Source organism: Brevundimonas sp. UYEF29 (assembly GCF_040546195.1).
Taxonomy (GTDB): Bacteria; Pseudomonadota; Alphaproteobacteria; order Caulobacterales; family Caulobacteraceae; genus Brevundimonas; species Brevundimonas huaxiensis.
The window spans coordinates 478,896-491,631 of record NZ_JBEPNH010000002.1 but is presented as its reverse complement, the minus strand read 5'-3'; the positions used below and the strand labels follow the sequence as shown (position 1 = coordinate 491,631).

Genomic DNA, 12,736 nt, shown 5'->3' with positions numbered 1-12,736 from the left:
CTGCGGTGCGTTGTATTTGCAGGGCTGCGGCGTCGAGCGCCTTTAGTGGTGTGCGCACCTGGCGCGATCCAGCCTCGTCTTTTCAAACGGGTTAGCGACAGTGTCCGGCCGTCCCCCTTGCCTTTTGACGGCTTCCAACTCTAATCATCACGCAACCGCCGGCTTCATCGCCATGTTTTGTTTACGGAATACCGAATCTTGAAGTCGTTGAGAGTATTGTTGCTAAGCTTCTGCTTGGCCCTGGCCGCCGTTTCGCCAGCCGCCGCCATGCAAATTTTTGTCGCGACAGGTAGCAGCACGCTCACCCTTGATGTGGAACCGAGCGATTCCATCGAAAATGTGAAAATCCTGATCCAGGATCAAACCAGCATAGATCCGATGGACATGCGGCTCGTGTTCGCCGGGCGGGAACTGGATGACGGCCGTACGCTCGCCGATTACAATATTCAGAAGGAAAGTACGCTGCAGCTGTTGGTCGCAGCTCCGCCAGCCGCCATCCCGACTCTTTCCGAATGGGCGATGATCATCTTGGGCGCAGTTCTGGCGGGATCGGCGGCGCTTTATCTTCACCGCCGTCAGCATGCCGTCTGAGGCGACGGAGCCGAGAGCCGAGCTCGGACGAAACGGCGCCCTTCGGATCACCTGACGGGCGGCCTGTCCGGCTCGGCGAAGCTGACGGGCCGGACCGGCCGCCTCCGCCGAATCGTTCAGACGAAAACTTGCGCTGCCGGTCCACCCCCGGTTGATCGCGCTACGCCCCGATATCGGCGACCAGGGCCTTCAGCGCCCTGGGATTGAGCGTGGCCCACAAAATCAGGGCCGTCAGCAGGGGTGCGATCGAATAGGCCACATAGCGTCCGATGATCGCCACCTGCGCAAGCAAGCCGGGCAAGGGCGGTTGATCGGCGCGAACGCGGACGCCCAGCGATTCCGACGCCAAATCCGGGCTCAGCATCGGGGCCAGGTCGCCCCAGACGGCCAGAACCAGAAAGAGGATGAAGACGAGGCACAGGACCGGAACGGCGATCGCCGCCATTCGCCAGACCCTCTCCACACGCGGCGGGGCGATCATGAAGGCGGCCAGCAGTGGAAAGCCCAGCATCATGCGGCGCAGCGCTTCCTGACTCAGCGGCAGGGTGATGGGACGGCCCGATTCGGTCAGATGCGTTCCGACCGCCCAGCCGCCGCCGGCCATCGGCTCGATCGCTCCGGTCAGTCCGAACAGGCGGAAGACGACCCCCGCAATCGGACGCAGCGCCGCGATGATCAGGTCCGCACCCCAGATCCACCAAAGCGGCAGAAGAACGATCAGGGACAGGCCGGCCCCCAGCGCGAAACGGCGACGCGCGGCGTCTTCGGGCGTGCGGGCGGCTGGACGCGACATCCGGCTCATGCCGCGACCGGCGTAGCGGCGGTCCGATCGGCGACCTCGCGCCGCGCCTGCCACCGGGTCCAGAAGAAGAAGATCAGCAACCCCTCCAGGCCGATCATGGCGTCCCAGACATAGTGGTGAAAGAATTCGAAAACCTCTTGCGACCCGCGCGAGAGGTATAGCAGGCTGATGATGCGCAACAGGTTGATGGTCTGAAGGGCGACGATGCCGGCGGCCGCGCCGATCAGGCCGTATCGCAGCTTGCCGGGAAAGGCGATGATCGCGGCCGTCAGCAGGGCGCAGACCTCCACGGCGTTGCAGCCCGCCAGCACCTGCACGGCGCCCTTGCCGTCATCGAAGCGCAGAATGGCGCCGTCTGCGATCACCCGATCGTCGACCAGATCGATCAGCATAGCGCAGGCGTGCACCAGGCTGCGGGTGAAGGGGGCGACGAACAGGCGCTCGGCCCAGGGCGTAGCCAGAACGCTGAACAGCGCCACGGTGATCAGCAGGAACAGACCCAGATACTGGACCGCCGGCGATTTCAGCATCGACGTGGCTCTCGGCATTGACGCGCTCCCTGCCCGTGACGGTGCGGGCGTTCTGGACCAGCCTAGGCGAACTGACGCCGGCGCTGAATATGGAGCGCCGCCCCGCCCGCAAGCATCATGGCGAACAAGATAATCGCCCATTCCGTCATCGTGGGAACGGGTGCTGGTTCAGAGGGCAAGGCCACCTGATAAACATAGCCAGAATCGTAAGCACTGACGTACAGCGTGTCACCACGCAGCGTCAGTCCTCCAGGCTGATCGGCGATGGTGGCGATCACGACGCCGGCGCCGCCCGATGCGGGAACGCGCCGGATCAACCCGTTGAAGTAGTCGTTGACGTAGACATCGCCATTGCGCGCCACCGCAAGTCCACCGCTTACCCCCACACCTGTTGCGAAGATCGTCGATTGCCCGCCCGAAGGTGCAATTTTGAGAACGCTGCGGCTCGCTTGTTCTGAGACGAAAACTTCACCGCCAGGCCCCACCGCAATCGCCCCGGCGATTGCGCCGTCGGGTAATGATCCGAACACCGTCGCCGCGCCGCCGCCAATCGGCGCCCGATAGACATTACGGTCAGAGGAACCAATACCAATCACGTAAAGCCGACCTGCGCTGTCGAAGACGAGACTGTTGAACCGATACGTTGTCACGCCCGTTGCATAAGGTGTCGGATCGGGCGTCGTGGATCCCGGCGCATAGCGAGCGACCATTCCACCTTCCACGACGGTGTAGAGCGAATTGTCTGGCCCGATCACGGCTTCACCGATACCGGATGACCGAGTTACGAAAACAGTCGCCTCACCTCCCCCGGGCGGGACGCGATAGACGTCTTGCGCATTGAAGCCGCTTACGAATAGCGCCCCAGAGCTATCGAATGACATGCTAGAGCCTGCATACGCCCCGGTCGCATAGGTGGTGACGGTCTGCGCCAAGGCGCTCGCCGGCGCCAGCAGGACGACGCCGGCGAGAAACGCGGCCTTGATGCGGGCCCGAAGCTTGAGGGCGAGGGTGCGGGCGGTGTTGGTCAAGGCGGTTTCCAGTCGGACAGTGTTGTCACCGACGCCCCGACAGACAGGGGGCGGGCTCGAGGCCTAAAATTTAGGCGAGCCGGCGTCGGTATTGGATGTAGAGCGACGCGCCGCCGCCCAGCATGGCGGCGAATAGGATCATCGCCCATTCGGACAGGGTCGGAACCGGCGCCACGCCCGGCGTCGCGGTCAGGCTGACATTGTCGTAGTTGGCCTGGGCGCCCGAACTGTTCGCCAGTCGTACGCTGAGGCGCTGCCCGATCAGCGGACCGGCAGCCGGCGCCGTCCACCGCACCGTGGCGGGCGCGAACTGTCCCGAGCCGGGCGTGACGCTCTGCGTGCCGACACGCGTGCCGCCAACGACACCACCCTCTGTAACCGTGCCGCCGACCCAGAGTTCGAGACTGGGCGTGACAGCGGGATTGTCCGTGCGCCGCCCGAACTCGGCGGTGAGTTCGTAGACCTCATTAGCCACCACGGCTTTGGTCGTCTGCTGGGCGATGGCGTTGGCGCCGTCGTTTGTATAGGCCCATTGATTGCCGTTCGGAGTCATCAACTGAGCGCGTTCGTAACCGATGCCGAAGGGGACAGGGCCGGCCAGGCTTCCCGTCCAGCCGGGGATGTCGCCGACCGTACTGCCGCCCGGCGCGATGGCCGGACTCTCAAAGCTCGGATTGGCGACGTAGTTCTGCGCGGTCGCGGGCGCCGCAAGCGCCAGGCAGGCGACAGCGGCGACGCCTGCAAGATTGAATAAGCTGGCCAATGAATTTCCCCGACGAGACGTTCGGCCCTCCGCCGACGCCTTCATGACCGCCGGATGCCATGTGCATGGGGAACGAGGAACGCCTGTACGTCTCACGCCGGTGAGACGCACAGGGTTTGACAAAATCGTTCAAGATCAACCGTCTTTACATCCGGCCGGTGAATTGCGCATCAAGGGGAATGGCTCGCGCTTTCCTTTCGTGATCCAGGAGTTCGCGTGCCCTACCCTCGTACGATCGCCTGGGATGTTTCCACCGCCACCCTGCCGGATGCGCTGGAACGCTATCTGATCGCCATGGCCGACATCTACGAGGTGTCGGGCATCAGCGATGAGGATCAGGCCAACTTCTACAATCATATGCGCAGCACCCTCAGCGCGGTCGGCGGGATCGGCACCGGCCGTTCCGTGCAGCAGACCCTGAGCCGCGGCCCCGACCTGTTGAGGCGCTCGTCCGTCGATGGCCTGAACCTGGTCATCAACCGGACCGCGACGGTCGGCGAATATGACGGCCGACGCGCCCAGGCCATGCCGGGCGCCCTGCAGATACGAGATTTCGGGCGGCTGTCCTCGACAAGGCTGGAGACGGTCGATTTGCTGGCGATCATGGTGCCGCGCAACCTGGCGCCGCCCCCTCTGCTGGGACCGGAAATGCATGGACGGATCCTGTCGCCCGAACTGCCCGGCGTCAGGCTGGTGAAGGGCCAGATGCAGATTCTGGCGCAGGAGGCGGCTGACCTGAGCGACGCCGCCCTTGATGCGGCGATCCAATCGCTGCTGCTGGTGATCGGCCGGGTCGCGGGCATTGAGACGTCCATCGGTTCGCCGGAAATATCCACCATCCAGGGCACCGTGCGGCGTCTTGCGGTGGATTTCATCGAAACCCGGCTGGACGCCGGAGACGTCGCCTTCGGCCCGGCCGACATCGCCGCCGCCGCAGGGGTGTCGCGCGCGACCCTGTATCGCTCTTTCGAACGGGTCGGGGGCGTGAACCGTTTCGTCCAGGAGCGTCGCCTGCACCACGCCCGCCAGGCCTTGAGACAGCGGATCGACCTGAAACCTTCCATCGCTGAAATCGCCTGGAGCTATGGCTTCACCTCCGTCAGCCACTTCAACCGCCTGTTCCGCGAACGTTTCGGCTATCCGCCGTCCGAAGTGCCTCCGGCCGGCCCTCAGGCGCACATCGTGCTGTCGGACGGTCCGATCCGTCACGATCTGCTCAGCGACTGGTTGGCGGAGATCGGATCAACCGAGCCGATGTAGGCCGTTCGGCCGACAAGACGTTGGCCTGCGCCGGCAAGCCGCGCCTTCCCAGTCCTTCCGGGATGTTGCGTCGCAACCGATCCCGCGAGAGTGAAGCGACCGAAGTCTCTGGGGCGTGAGACGCTCAGGCGTTCTCAAACCTCGCCAAGCCTGCGAGCAGCCCGACAAGCGCGCGGTCATCCATGACGAGGCCCGCTGACAGACAGGGGGTGACAGGTGAGCGTCCATAAAGAAAGAACCGCGCCAGTGCTGCTGCGGCTTCTGACCTGGGTCGCACAGAGAATCTTCGCCGAAGTGCCCAAGATCAGGTGACAGTCACAACCGGCTGGGAACCTGACTTGGGGTTGCACCCTCGCTTCGGCGGACAGCGGCGTGGCGGACAGAGAGGGATTCGAACCCTCGGTAGGCTTTCACCTACACACGCTTTCCAAGCGTGCGCGATCGACCACTCCGCCACCTGTCCGTTTCACGCTGCGTCTTGCGCGCCGCCGGAGGTCGATCCGGCGGGAGGCGGGCCTGATAGAACACACTCGCCCCCTCGGCAAGCGCCTGTCGCATCCCCATATGGACTTCAACGCCATTTTCCGATGAGAGAGCCGCAAATGCTGTTCAAGAAGACCGCCGAAATGCCCACGCCCGAGACCGCCCTGCCCGGCCGCGCCGAGCCGCTGGACACCGATGTGAACCACTATGTCAGCGGCCATCCGCTGAAGGGGCCCTATCCCGACGGTTTCCAGACCGCCATCTTCGGCATGGGGTGTTTCTGGGGCGTGGAGCGCATCTTCTGGCAGTTGCCGGGCGTCTGGGTGACCTCGGCCGGCTATTCCGGCGGCATCACGCCCAACCCGACCTATGAAGAGACCTGCACCGGCCGCACGGGTCATACGGAGGTTGTCAAGGTCGTGTTCGACCCGAGCGTCATCACCTACGCCGAACTGCTGAAGACCTTCTGGGAGAACCACGACCCGACCCAGGGCATGCGCCAGGGCAACGACATCGGCACCACCTATCGCTCGGCCATCTACACGCTGAACGCCGAGCAGCAGGCCGAGGCCGAAGCCTCGCGCGACGCCTATCAGGCCGCCCTGACCCAGGCCGGGCGCGGGACGATCACCACCGAGATCGAGCCGGCCGGCGACTATTTCTACGCCGAGGGTTATCACCAGGGCTATCTGGCCAAGAACCCGGCCGGATACTGCGGCATCGGCGGGACCGGCGTGGTCTGCCCGATCGGGGTCGGCGTCGACGCCTGACCCTTGCGACGGCCGCCGGGTTTCAACCGGCGGCCAGTCGGCCTATGGATCGGCGAAAAATGGGAGCGCTCATGTCCGCCTTCGTCCATCCTGACGAGATTCGCAGCCGGTTTTCGGCCGCCCTGTCCGCCATGTACCGGGCCGAGGTGCCGCAATACGGCGACCTGCTGTCGCTGGTGGCGGACATCAATGCGCAGGCGTTGAAGGCGGATGCCGGCGGAGCCGACCGGCTGGCGGCGTCCGGCGAACTGGCGCGTCTGTCGGAGGAGCGCCACGGCGCCATCCGCGTCGGCACGGCCGATGAACTGGCCACGATCGCGCGCGCCTTTGCGGTCATGGGGATGGAGCCGGTCAGCTATTACAACCTCGCTCCCGCCGGAGTGCCGGTGCATTCGACCGCCTTCCGCCCCGTCGATCCGGCCGCGCTCGCGCGCAATCCGTTCCGGGTCTTCACCTCGCTGCTGCGGCTGGAGTTGATCGAGGACGAAGCCTTGCGTGCAGAGGCGGCCGAGACCTTGGCCCGTCGCGACATCTTCACCCCCGGCGCGCGTGAGCTGATCGAGACGGCGGAGACCGCCGGCGGTCTGGACGAGGCTCAGGCCGATCGTTTCGTGTCCGAACTGCTGGAGACCTTCCGCTGGCACGCCCAGGCGACCGTCAGCGCCGAGACCTACGAACGGCTGGTCGCCGCCCACCGACTGATCGCCGATGTGGTCAGTTTCAAGGGGCCGCACATCAACCATCTGACGCCGCGCACACTGGATATCGACGCGGCCCAGGCCGCCATGCCCGCGCGCGGCATCAGCCCGAAGGAAACCATCGAGGGTCCGCCCGCCCGCGCCTGTCCGATCCTGCTGCGCCAGACCAGCTTCAAGGCGTTGCAGGAGGCGATCACCTTCCCCGGCGCCGACGGCCCCACGGCCGGCGCCCACACCGCCCGCTTCGGCGAGATCGAACAGCGCGGCTGCGCCCTGACCCCCGCTGGTCGCGCCCTGTATGACGCGGCCCTGGCGAAGAAGGACTTCTCCGCCCTGCCCGACGACTGGGACACCCTGCGCCGCGCAGACCTCGCCTGGTTCCGTTATCGCCCGACGCCTGAGGGCTTGGCCGGCCGCGCCGAGACCGCCGACCTGGAAGCCCTGATCTCCTCGGGCCACGTCGTCGCCGAGCCCATCACCTACGAAGACTTCCTGCCTGTCAGCGCCGCCGGCATCTTCCAGTCCAACCTGGGGTCAGAGGCCCGCGAAACCGCCTATGCCGTCGATCCCGCCAAGGCCGATTTCGAACAGGCGCTGGGCCGCCCGGTCCAGGACGAGATGGCCCTGTACCGCGCCGAACAGGACGCCTCGATCACAGCGACGCTGAAGGCGTTGGGGTTGACCGCCTCCGCCTAAGCCTGTCAACTGTCACTTGACAGGCGTCACATTGATGACGATGTTGGCTCGTGCAGATCGACAGCATCAGACACAAGGCGCTGCGGCAGTTCGCGGAAACCGGAAAGGCCAAGGGCCTGCCCGGCGCGCTGATCGGCCGCCTCACCAATATTTTGACCTATATCCATGCGATCGCGACGGAAGACGAGCTGCTGGTCCCGCCCAATTTCGGCGCCCACAAACTGACGGGAGATCGGGCCGGAACCTGGTCTTTGACGCTCACCCGGAACTGGCGCCTGACGTTCCGCATCAACGAAACCCTTGGCGTCGAGGACATGGATTTGGAGGATTATCACTGATGGCCATTCGACTACATTCCGCGTTCGCAGTTCATCCCGGCTCTTGGCTGCGCGACGAGCTTGTCACCCCAAAGGATCTCAGCGTCACCGCCCTGGCCGAGGCGCTGGGCGTGACGCGTCAGGCCGCCAGCAATCTGTTAAACGGCAAGTCGGGCGTGTCGGCCGAAATGGCCATCCGGTTCGAAAAGCTGTTCGGCGTCAGCGCCGACACCCTGATGCGAATGCAGGCCAGGCATGACCTGTCCAAGGCCCGCGCCCACGAACACGACATCCGGGTTCGTCCCCTCGCTGCGGCCTGATCCGCCCCGCGTCCATCCGGCGTCTTGCCTGATGCGCAGACGCGGATCATAGACGCGGCCGTGAACCCGTCCGCTTCCCCGACCCAGCGCCGTTATGATCTCGACTGGATCCGGGTCGGCGCCTTCGGCCTGCTGATCCTGTATCATGTGGGCCTGGTTTACGGGGTCTATGACTGGCACATCCACAGCGCCCACACCTTCGAGTGGATGCGCGAGGCGATCCTGGTCACCAATCCCTGGCGGCTGACCCTGCTGTTTCTGGTGTCCGGCGCCGCCCTGCGGTTCATGACGTTCCGCCGCACCCCGCGCGAGGTCGCCCGCGCCCGGTTCGAGCGGCTGGTCCCGCCCCTGATCTTCGGCGCCTTGGTTCTGGTGCCGATCCAGTCGTGGATCGAGTCAATGGACAAGGGCGGCTGGCCCGGCGGCGTCGCCGGCTTCGTCGCCTGGCTGGGCCATGAGTTCGGCTGGAGCGGTCTCGCCGACGGCGTGCCGGTCAACCATCTGTGGTTCATCGTCTATATCGCGGTCTACAGCCTGATCGCCGTGGTTCTGTGGCGCCAGCCCGGCCTGATCGACCGACTGGGGAACGGGTTGGAAAAGGCGCTGACAGGCCCACGCCTGTTGATTGTGCCGATCCTCTATCTGTTCGCCATCCGGTGGCTGCTGTTTCCCTGGTTCGGCCTGACCAACACCCTGCACAACGACTGGTACAATCACGCCCTGTCGCTGGTCGCCTTCCTGTTCGGCTTCAGCATCGTGGGGCGTGAGAGCCTGTGGCGCACGATGGAGCGCTATCGCTGGATCGCCCTGGCCCTGGCGGCCGTCGCCCTGCCGATCATGATGGTGCAGGTCTGGCATCCCGGCGCGCGGGCCTTCTGGGGCGTGCCCAAGGCCGCCGTTTACGGCATCGACCAATGGGCGGTGATCGTCGCCATCCTGGGCTTCGGCTATCGCCATCTGCGCGACCGGGGCGGCCCTGCGCTCAACTATCTGACCCAGGCGACCTTCCCTCTCTATCTGGCGCACCAGACGGTGCTGGTGGCGGCCGTCTGGATCATTCGCCCGGCGAATCTGCCGGCGCCGGTCGAACTGCTGTCCCTGATCGCCGTCACCTTCGTCGGCAGTTTGGCGATCTATGAGGTCGTGCGGCGCATCCCGGCGATTCGCCCGCTGTGGGGGCTGAAGCCGCTGGACGGCCGGCCCTGGCCGCTGGACCTTCAGGCCCTGCTGAAGCCTCAGGTACGCTATCACCGCCGTCGTCGCCTGCTGGGCGTGGGCGTCGCAGCCCCGCTTCTGGCCCTGACGGTGGTCGCCGTGGCCATCCTGGCCTACCCCGGCTTCAACAATGCCACCCAGTATCTGAGCGAACTGGGCGGGGCGACGGCCAAGGCGCCGATCATCTTCAACGGCGGGGTCTTCGTCGCCGGCGTCATGGCCGGTCTGGCGGGGATCGGCTTCGGTCTGGCCATCTACGCCCTGACCGGCGCGCGGGTCGCGGCCTGGGTCATCGCCATCGTCTTCATCCTGGCCGGCGGCGGCATGTCGGCCTCGACCCTTTGGCCCTGGCCCGATCCACGCCACATGATCATCAATCTGGCCCTGGGCATCCAGCTGGCGCCGATGCTGCTGCTATGGGGCTTGGCCAAACGCCGGGACGTGCCGCGCCTGAAGCTCTTCCTCGTCGTCACCTTCGTCGTCATGGCGATTCTGACGGTCCTGACCAAGCACCTCGTCTTCCCCGGCACGGTCAATGACGCCAACGTCGGCTGGTGGGAGCGGCTCTACGCCATCGTCCTGGTCTGCTGGGTGGGGGTTGCAGCCTGGGTCCTGGACCGTAAACTGCTTTCGGTCGCCACGGAGTCGCCGCACGGCCGCCGGGCTACCGCCTCGTTCGACGTTCCGGCCTGACTTCACCCCCACATTTTTTGGTTTCATCAACATTGCGTGATTGAAAATCGCGCGAATGTGATCGATTATGCAGGTCGTGTTGCAGTGCAGCACTCCGCGTCGTCCCCAGCCCTCGGGACGACATCCGGTTCACTCGGGGGCGTCCAGAGCGGCATGAACAAGCTGGCGATCCGGCCTGTCGAACAGGCTGAAATCGAGACGACGATCCACGGCGCGCAAACGCCCAGCTGGTCGTGGCTGCCCGACGAGGCGCCGCTGGCCATGCCGGTTCAGTCCCTGTCCGCGCCCGACGCTGTCGCCGACGTGACGCCCGCGACCTCGCCGCGCACGGTCGCGACGCGCCGCCTGGCCCTGCTGGCCGGCACCATCGTCCTGACCGGCCTGTCGGCCATCACCCCCTTCTACCTCTATGCCCGCAAGGGTTGGGACGGCACCGAGATCCTGGCCTTCAGCCTGTTCATGGTCCTGATCACCGCCATCTCCTGCTGGTTCGTCAGCGGCCTGATGGGGCTGTTCGTCATGCTGCGCGGCAAGGATCAGGCGGACCTCGCCTTCTCGCCGCATCCGCCGATGCCGCGCACCCGCACGGCCCTGCTGATGCCGCTGTACAACGAGGACGCCCGCTCGTCCTTCGCGCGCCTGTCCCAGATCGATTCCTGCCTGGCGCGCCTGGGCGCCTCGTCAGCTTTCGACATCTTCGTGCTCAGCGATTCGACCAAGGAAGACGCCGCCGCCGCCGAGCGTTCGGTCTTTCAGGCGTTCCGCATGGCCGCCAACTCCAAGGCCTTCTATCGTCGGCGCACCGACAACGCCGAGCGCAAGGCCGGCAACCTGGCCGAATGGGTCCGTCGTTTCGGCGGCGCCTATGAGAATATGATCGTCCTGGACGCCGACAGCACCATGGCCGGCGAGACCCTGCTGCGCATGGTCGACGCCATGGAGCGCAACCCCGGCGTCGGCCTGATCCAGACCGCCCCGGTCATCATCAAGGCCCGCACCATCTTCGCGCGCGTTTCACAGTATTCGGTGCGCCTGTACGGCCGCGTCGCCGCGGCCGGCCTGGCCTACTGGACCGGTTCGGAATCCAGCTACTGGGGCCACAACGCCATCATTCGCACGCGCGCCTTCGCCGCCTGCTGCGGCCTGCCGCACCTGAAGGGCAGGAAGCCCTTCGGCGGTCACATCATGAGCCACGACGTCGTCGAGGCCGCCCTGATGCGCCGCGCCGGCTGGGCCGTCCACGTCACCGCCTCGCTGGACGGATCGTGGGAAGAGACCCCGCCGTCGATCACCGACTTCATCCGCCGCGACCACCGCTGGTTCCAGGGCAACCTGCAGCACCTGGGCCTGATCACGGCCAAGGGCCTGTCGCCGATGAGCCGTCTTCAGCTGCTGATGGGCTGCATGGCCTATCTCTCGTCGCCCCTGTGGCTGGCGTCGCTGATGGTCGGCCTGTTCATCCAGATGTTCTATCCGGTCGACTGGACCAGCTTCTTCTACATCCTGAACCCCCAGTTCACGCCCTTCATGCTGGCCTCCTTCCTGTCCGGCGTGCTGCTGATCGGGCCCAAGTTCATGGGCGCCGCCCTGGTCCTCAGCCGTCCGGCCGAGCTGCGCGCCTTCGGCGGCCGTCGCGCCATCGCCAAGGGCATGGCGGCCGAGATCGCCCTGTCGGCCATCCTGGCCCCCATCCTGATGGTCGCCAACACCAAGGCCTTCATCCAGATCGTCTCGGGCCACGACACCGGCTGGTCGACCCAGCAGCGCGAGGCTGACGGCCTGGCCTGGTCGGACGCTTTGCGCGCCATGCGCTGGCAGATGATCGCCGGCGTGGGCTTCATGATCCCGCTCGCCGTCCGCCCCGACCTGGCCACCTGGTTCGCCCCGATCGTCCTGCCGCTGCTGCTGGCCGCCCCGATCACCGTGTGGACCTCGCGCGTCCGTTCGGGCGACAAGCTGGCCGCCAAGGGCTATCTGGTCACCCCGGTTCAGGACGGCGTCAGCGTCTCGCCGGCCGTCCTGCACACGCCGCGCTCGCCGCTGCGTGCGGTCGCCGGCGGCGTCCTGGCCCCCGTCGCCGCGCCGGCGATGGTCCCGGCCCGCGCGCCGGAACTCTGATCGATCCAAAACCGATGCGTGGCGGCCACAGCGCCGCCACAACCGTTACGGTCACGCTCGACGGCGGAAAGGTTCGCGTTCACTCTTGGATTTCAGCCACCTGCTGCGGACTGATTCCATGACCAAGAAGACCAGCGCCGACACCAAGCCCGACCTGCGGATCGTCGAATCCGAGTCCGCCGTCTATGACCTGATGCGCGCGCCCGAAACCACGGCCGACCGCGTCAAACGTCTTCAGCTCGAAGCCCACGCCCTGGCGCTGGAAGAGATCGAGGCGCTGGAACGGCTGCTGCTCGAAGCCGCCGCCAAGGCCAAGGCCATCGCCGACGGCGGCGACGCCTATCCCGTCGGCGCGCGCGAGATCGCCTCGCGCCTCGCCGCCGATCTGCCGACCAAGGCCGAGACCATCAAGACCATCGTCCACCGCGTCGGCTGATAACCGAAGCTGGGCC

At 66.0% G+C, this 12,736-nt stretch carries 13 protein-coding genes and 1 tRNA gene; 9 read left to right on the top strand and 5 right to left on the bottom strand.

What is annotated here, in order from left to right; all coding sequences use genetic code 11:
- Positions 1-234: 234 nt before the first annotated feature.
- On the top strand, positions 235-591 hold the full coding sequence (locus ABIB58_RS05410) for an IPTL-CTERM sorting domain-containing protein (protein WP_295242542.1): 357 nt from the start codon (positions 235-237) through the stop codon (positions 589-591).
- 160 nt (positions 592-751) lie between these two features.
- On the opposite strand, the gene ABIB58_RS05405 is transcribed toward ABIB58_RS05410, so the two are convergent.
- The 4 genes from ABIB58_RS05405 to ABIB58_RS05390 all read right to left on the bottom strand — a co-directional run bounded on the left by ABIB58_RS05405 (position 752) and on the right by ABIB58_RS05390 (position 3,714).
- Positions 752-1,384 carry an exosortase H-associated membrane protein gene (locus ABIB58_RS05405; protein ID WP_354039498.1) on the bottom strand — a complete coding sequence of 211 codons (633 nt, stop codon included), beginning with the start codon at positions 1,382-1,384 and terminating at the stop codon, positions 752-754.
- A gap of 5 nt (positions 1,385-1,389) precedes the next feature.
- Positions 1,390-1,941, bottom strand: a complete 552-nt coding sequence (gene xrtH / locus ABIB58_RS05400; protein ID WP_354039496.1) for an exosortase H — start codon at positions 1,939-1,941, stop codon at positions 1,390-1,392.
- A gap of 44 nt (positions 1,942-1,985) precedes the next feature.
- A complete protein-coding gene (locus ABIB58_RS05395; RefSeq protein ID WP_354039494.1) occupies positions 1,986-2,951 on the bottom strand; it encodes an SMP-30/gluconolactonase/LRE family protein in 966 nt (321 codons plus the stop codon).
- A 70-nt stretch (positions 2,952-3,021) separates the two neighbouring features.
- Entirely contained in the window at positions 3,022-3,714 is a 693-nt protein-coding gene (locus ABIB58_RS05390) for an IPTL-CTERM sorting domain-containing protein (protein WP_354039492.1), read from the bottom strand.
- A gap of 216 nt (positions 3,715-3,930) precedes the next feature.
- Between ABIB58_RS05390 and ABIB58_RS05385 the strand changes: the two genes are divergently transcribed.
- On the top strand, positions 3,931-4,974 hold the full coding sequence (locus ABIB58_RS05385) for an AraC family transcriptional regulator (protein WP_354039490.1): 1,044 nt from the start codon (positions 3,931-3,933) through the stop codon (positions 4,972-4,974).
- Positions 4,975-5,347: 373 nt separating this feature from the next.
- Here ABIB58_RS05385 and ABIB58_RS05380 read toward each other — a convergent pair.
- Positions 5,348-5,437: transfer RNA gene (locus ABIB58_RS05380), tRNA-Ser, on the bottom strand.
- 139 nt (positions 5,438-5,576) lie between these two features.
- Between ABIB58_RS05380 and msrA the strand changes: the two genes are divergently transcribed.
- The 7 genes from msrA (at position 5,577) to ABIB58_RS05345 (ending at position 12,720) form a co-directional block, all read left to right on the top strand.
- On the top strand, positions 5,577-6,227 hold the full coding sequence (gene msrA, locus ABIB58_RS05375; protein ID WP_039248158.1) for a peptide-methionine (S)-S-oxide reductase MsrA: 651 nt from the start codon (positions 5,577-5,579) through the stop codon (positions 6,225-6,227).
- Between the two features lie 71 nt (positions 6,228-6,298).
- Positions 6,299-7,621 (top strand): 2-oxoadipate dioxygenase/decarboxylase HglS, encoded by a 1,323-nt coding sequence (hglS, locus tag ABIB58_RS05370; protein ID WP_082064537.1) that lies wholly within the window; start codon positions 6,299-6,301, stop codon positions 7,619-7,621.
- A gap of 50 nt (positions 7,622-7,671) precedes the next feature.
- Positions 7,672-7,959 carry a type II toxin-antitoxin system RelE/ParE family toxin gene (locus tag ABIB58_RS05365; RefSeq protein WP_045811939.1) on the top strand — a complete coding sequence of 96 codons (288 nt, stop codon included), beginning with the start codon at positions 7,672-7,674 and terminating at the stop codon, positions 7,957-7,959.
- The gene (locus tag ABIB58_RS05360; RefSeq protein WP_045811940.1) at positions 7,959-8,258 is read left to right on the top strand and encodes a HigA family addiction module antitoxin; all 300 of its coding nucleotides are present in this window, start codon (positions 7,959-7,961) and stop codon (positions 8,256-8,258) included. Before ABIB58_RS05365 ends, ABIB58_RS05360 begins: the two co-directional genes overlap by 1 nt.
- A 60-nt stretch (positions 8,259-8,318) precedes the next feature.
- The gene (locus ABIB58_RS05355) at positions 8,319-10,166 is read left to right on the top strand and encodes an acyltransferase family protein (RefSeq protein WP_354039486.1); all 1,848 of its coding nucleotides are present in this window, start codon (positions 8,319-8,321) and stop codon (positions 10,164-10,166) included.
- 153 nt (positions 10,167-10,319) lie between these two features.
- Positions 10,320-12,284 (top strand): glucans biosynthesis glucosyltransferase MdoH, encoded by a 1,965-nt coding sequence (mdoH, locus tag ABIB58_RS05350; protein WP_354039484.1) that lies wholly within the window; start codon positions 10,320-10,322, stop codon positions 12,282-12,284.
- 118 nt (positions 12,285-12,402) lie between these two features.
- On the top strand, positions 12,403-12,720 hold the full coding sequence (locus tag ABIB58_RS05345) for a hypothetical protein (RefSeq protein WP_026108401.1): 318 nt from the start codon (positions 12,403-12,405) through the stop codon (positions 12,718-12,720).
- Positions 12,721-12,736 lie beyond the last annotated feature (16 nt).

What these genes read in the sequence shown, in the direction of transcription:
- ABIB58_RS05405 (WP_354039498.1), bottom strand. Translation starts at nt 1,384, where the DNA reads ATGTCGCGTCCAGCCGCCCGCACGCCCGAAGACGCCGCGCGTCGCCGT.
- xrtH (WP_354039496.1), bottom strand. Translation starts at nt 1,941, where the DNA reads ATGCCGAGAGCCACGTCGATGCTGAAATCGCCGGCGGTCCAGTATCTG.
- msrA (WP_039248158.1), top strand. Translation starts at nt 5,577, where the DNA reads ATGCTGTTCAAGAAGACCGCCGAAATGCCCACGCCCGAGACCGCCCTG.
- hglS (WP_082064537.1), top strand. Translation starts at nt 6,299, where the DNA reads ATGTCCGCCTTCGTCCATCCTGACGAGATTCGCAGCCGGTTTTCGGCC.
- ABIB58_RS05360 (WP_045811940.1), top strand. Translation starts at nt 7,959, where the DNA reads ATGGCCATTCGACTACATTCCGCGTTCGCAGTTCATCCCGGCTCTTGG.
- mdoH (WP_354039484.1), top strand. Translation starts at nt 10,320, where the DNA reads ATGAACAAGCTGGCGATCCGGCCTGTCGAACAGGCTGAAATCGAGACG.
- ABIB58_RS05345 (WP_026108401.1), top strand. Translation starts at nt 12,403, where the DNA reads ATGACCAAGAAGACCAGCGCCGACACCAAGCCCGACCTGCGGATCGTC.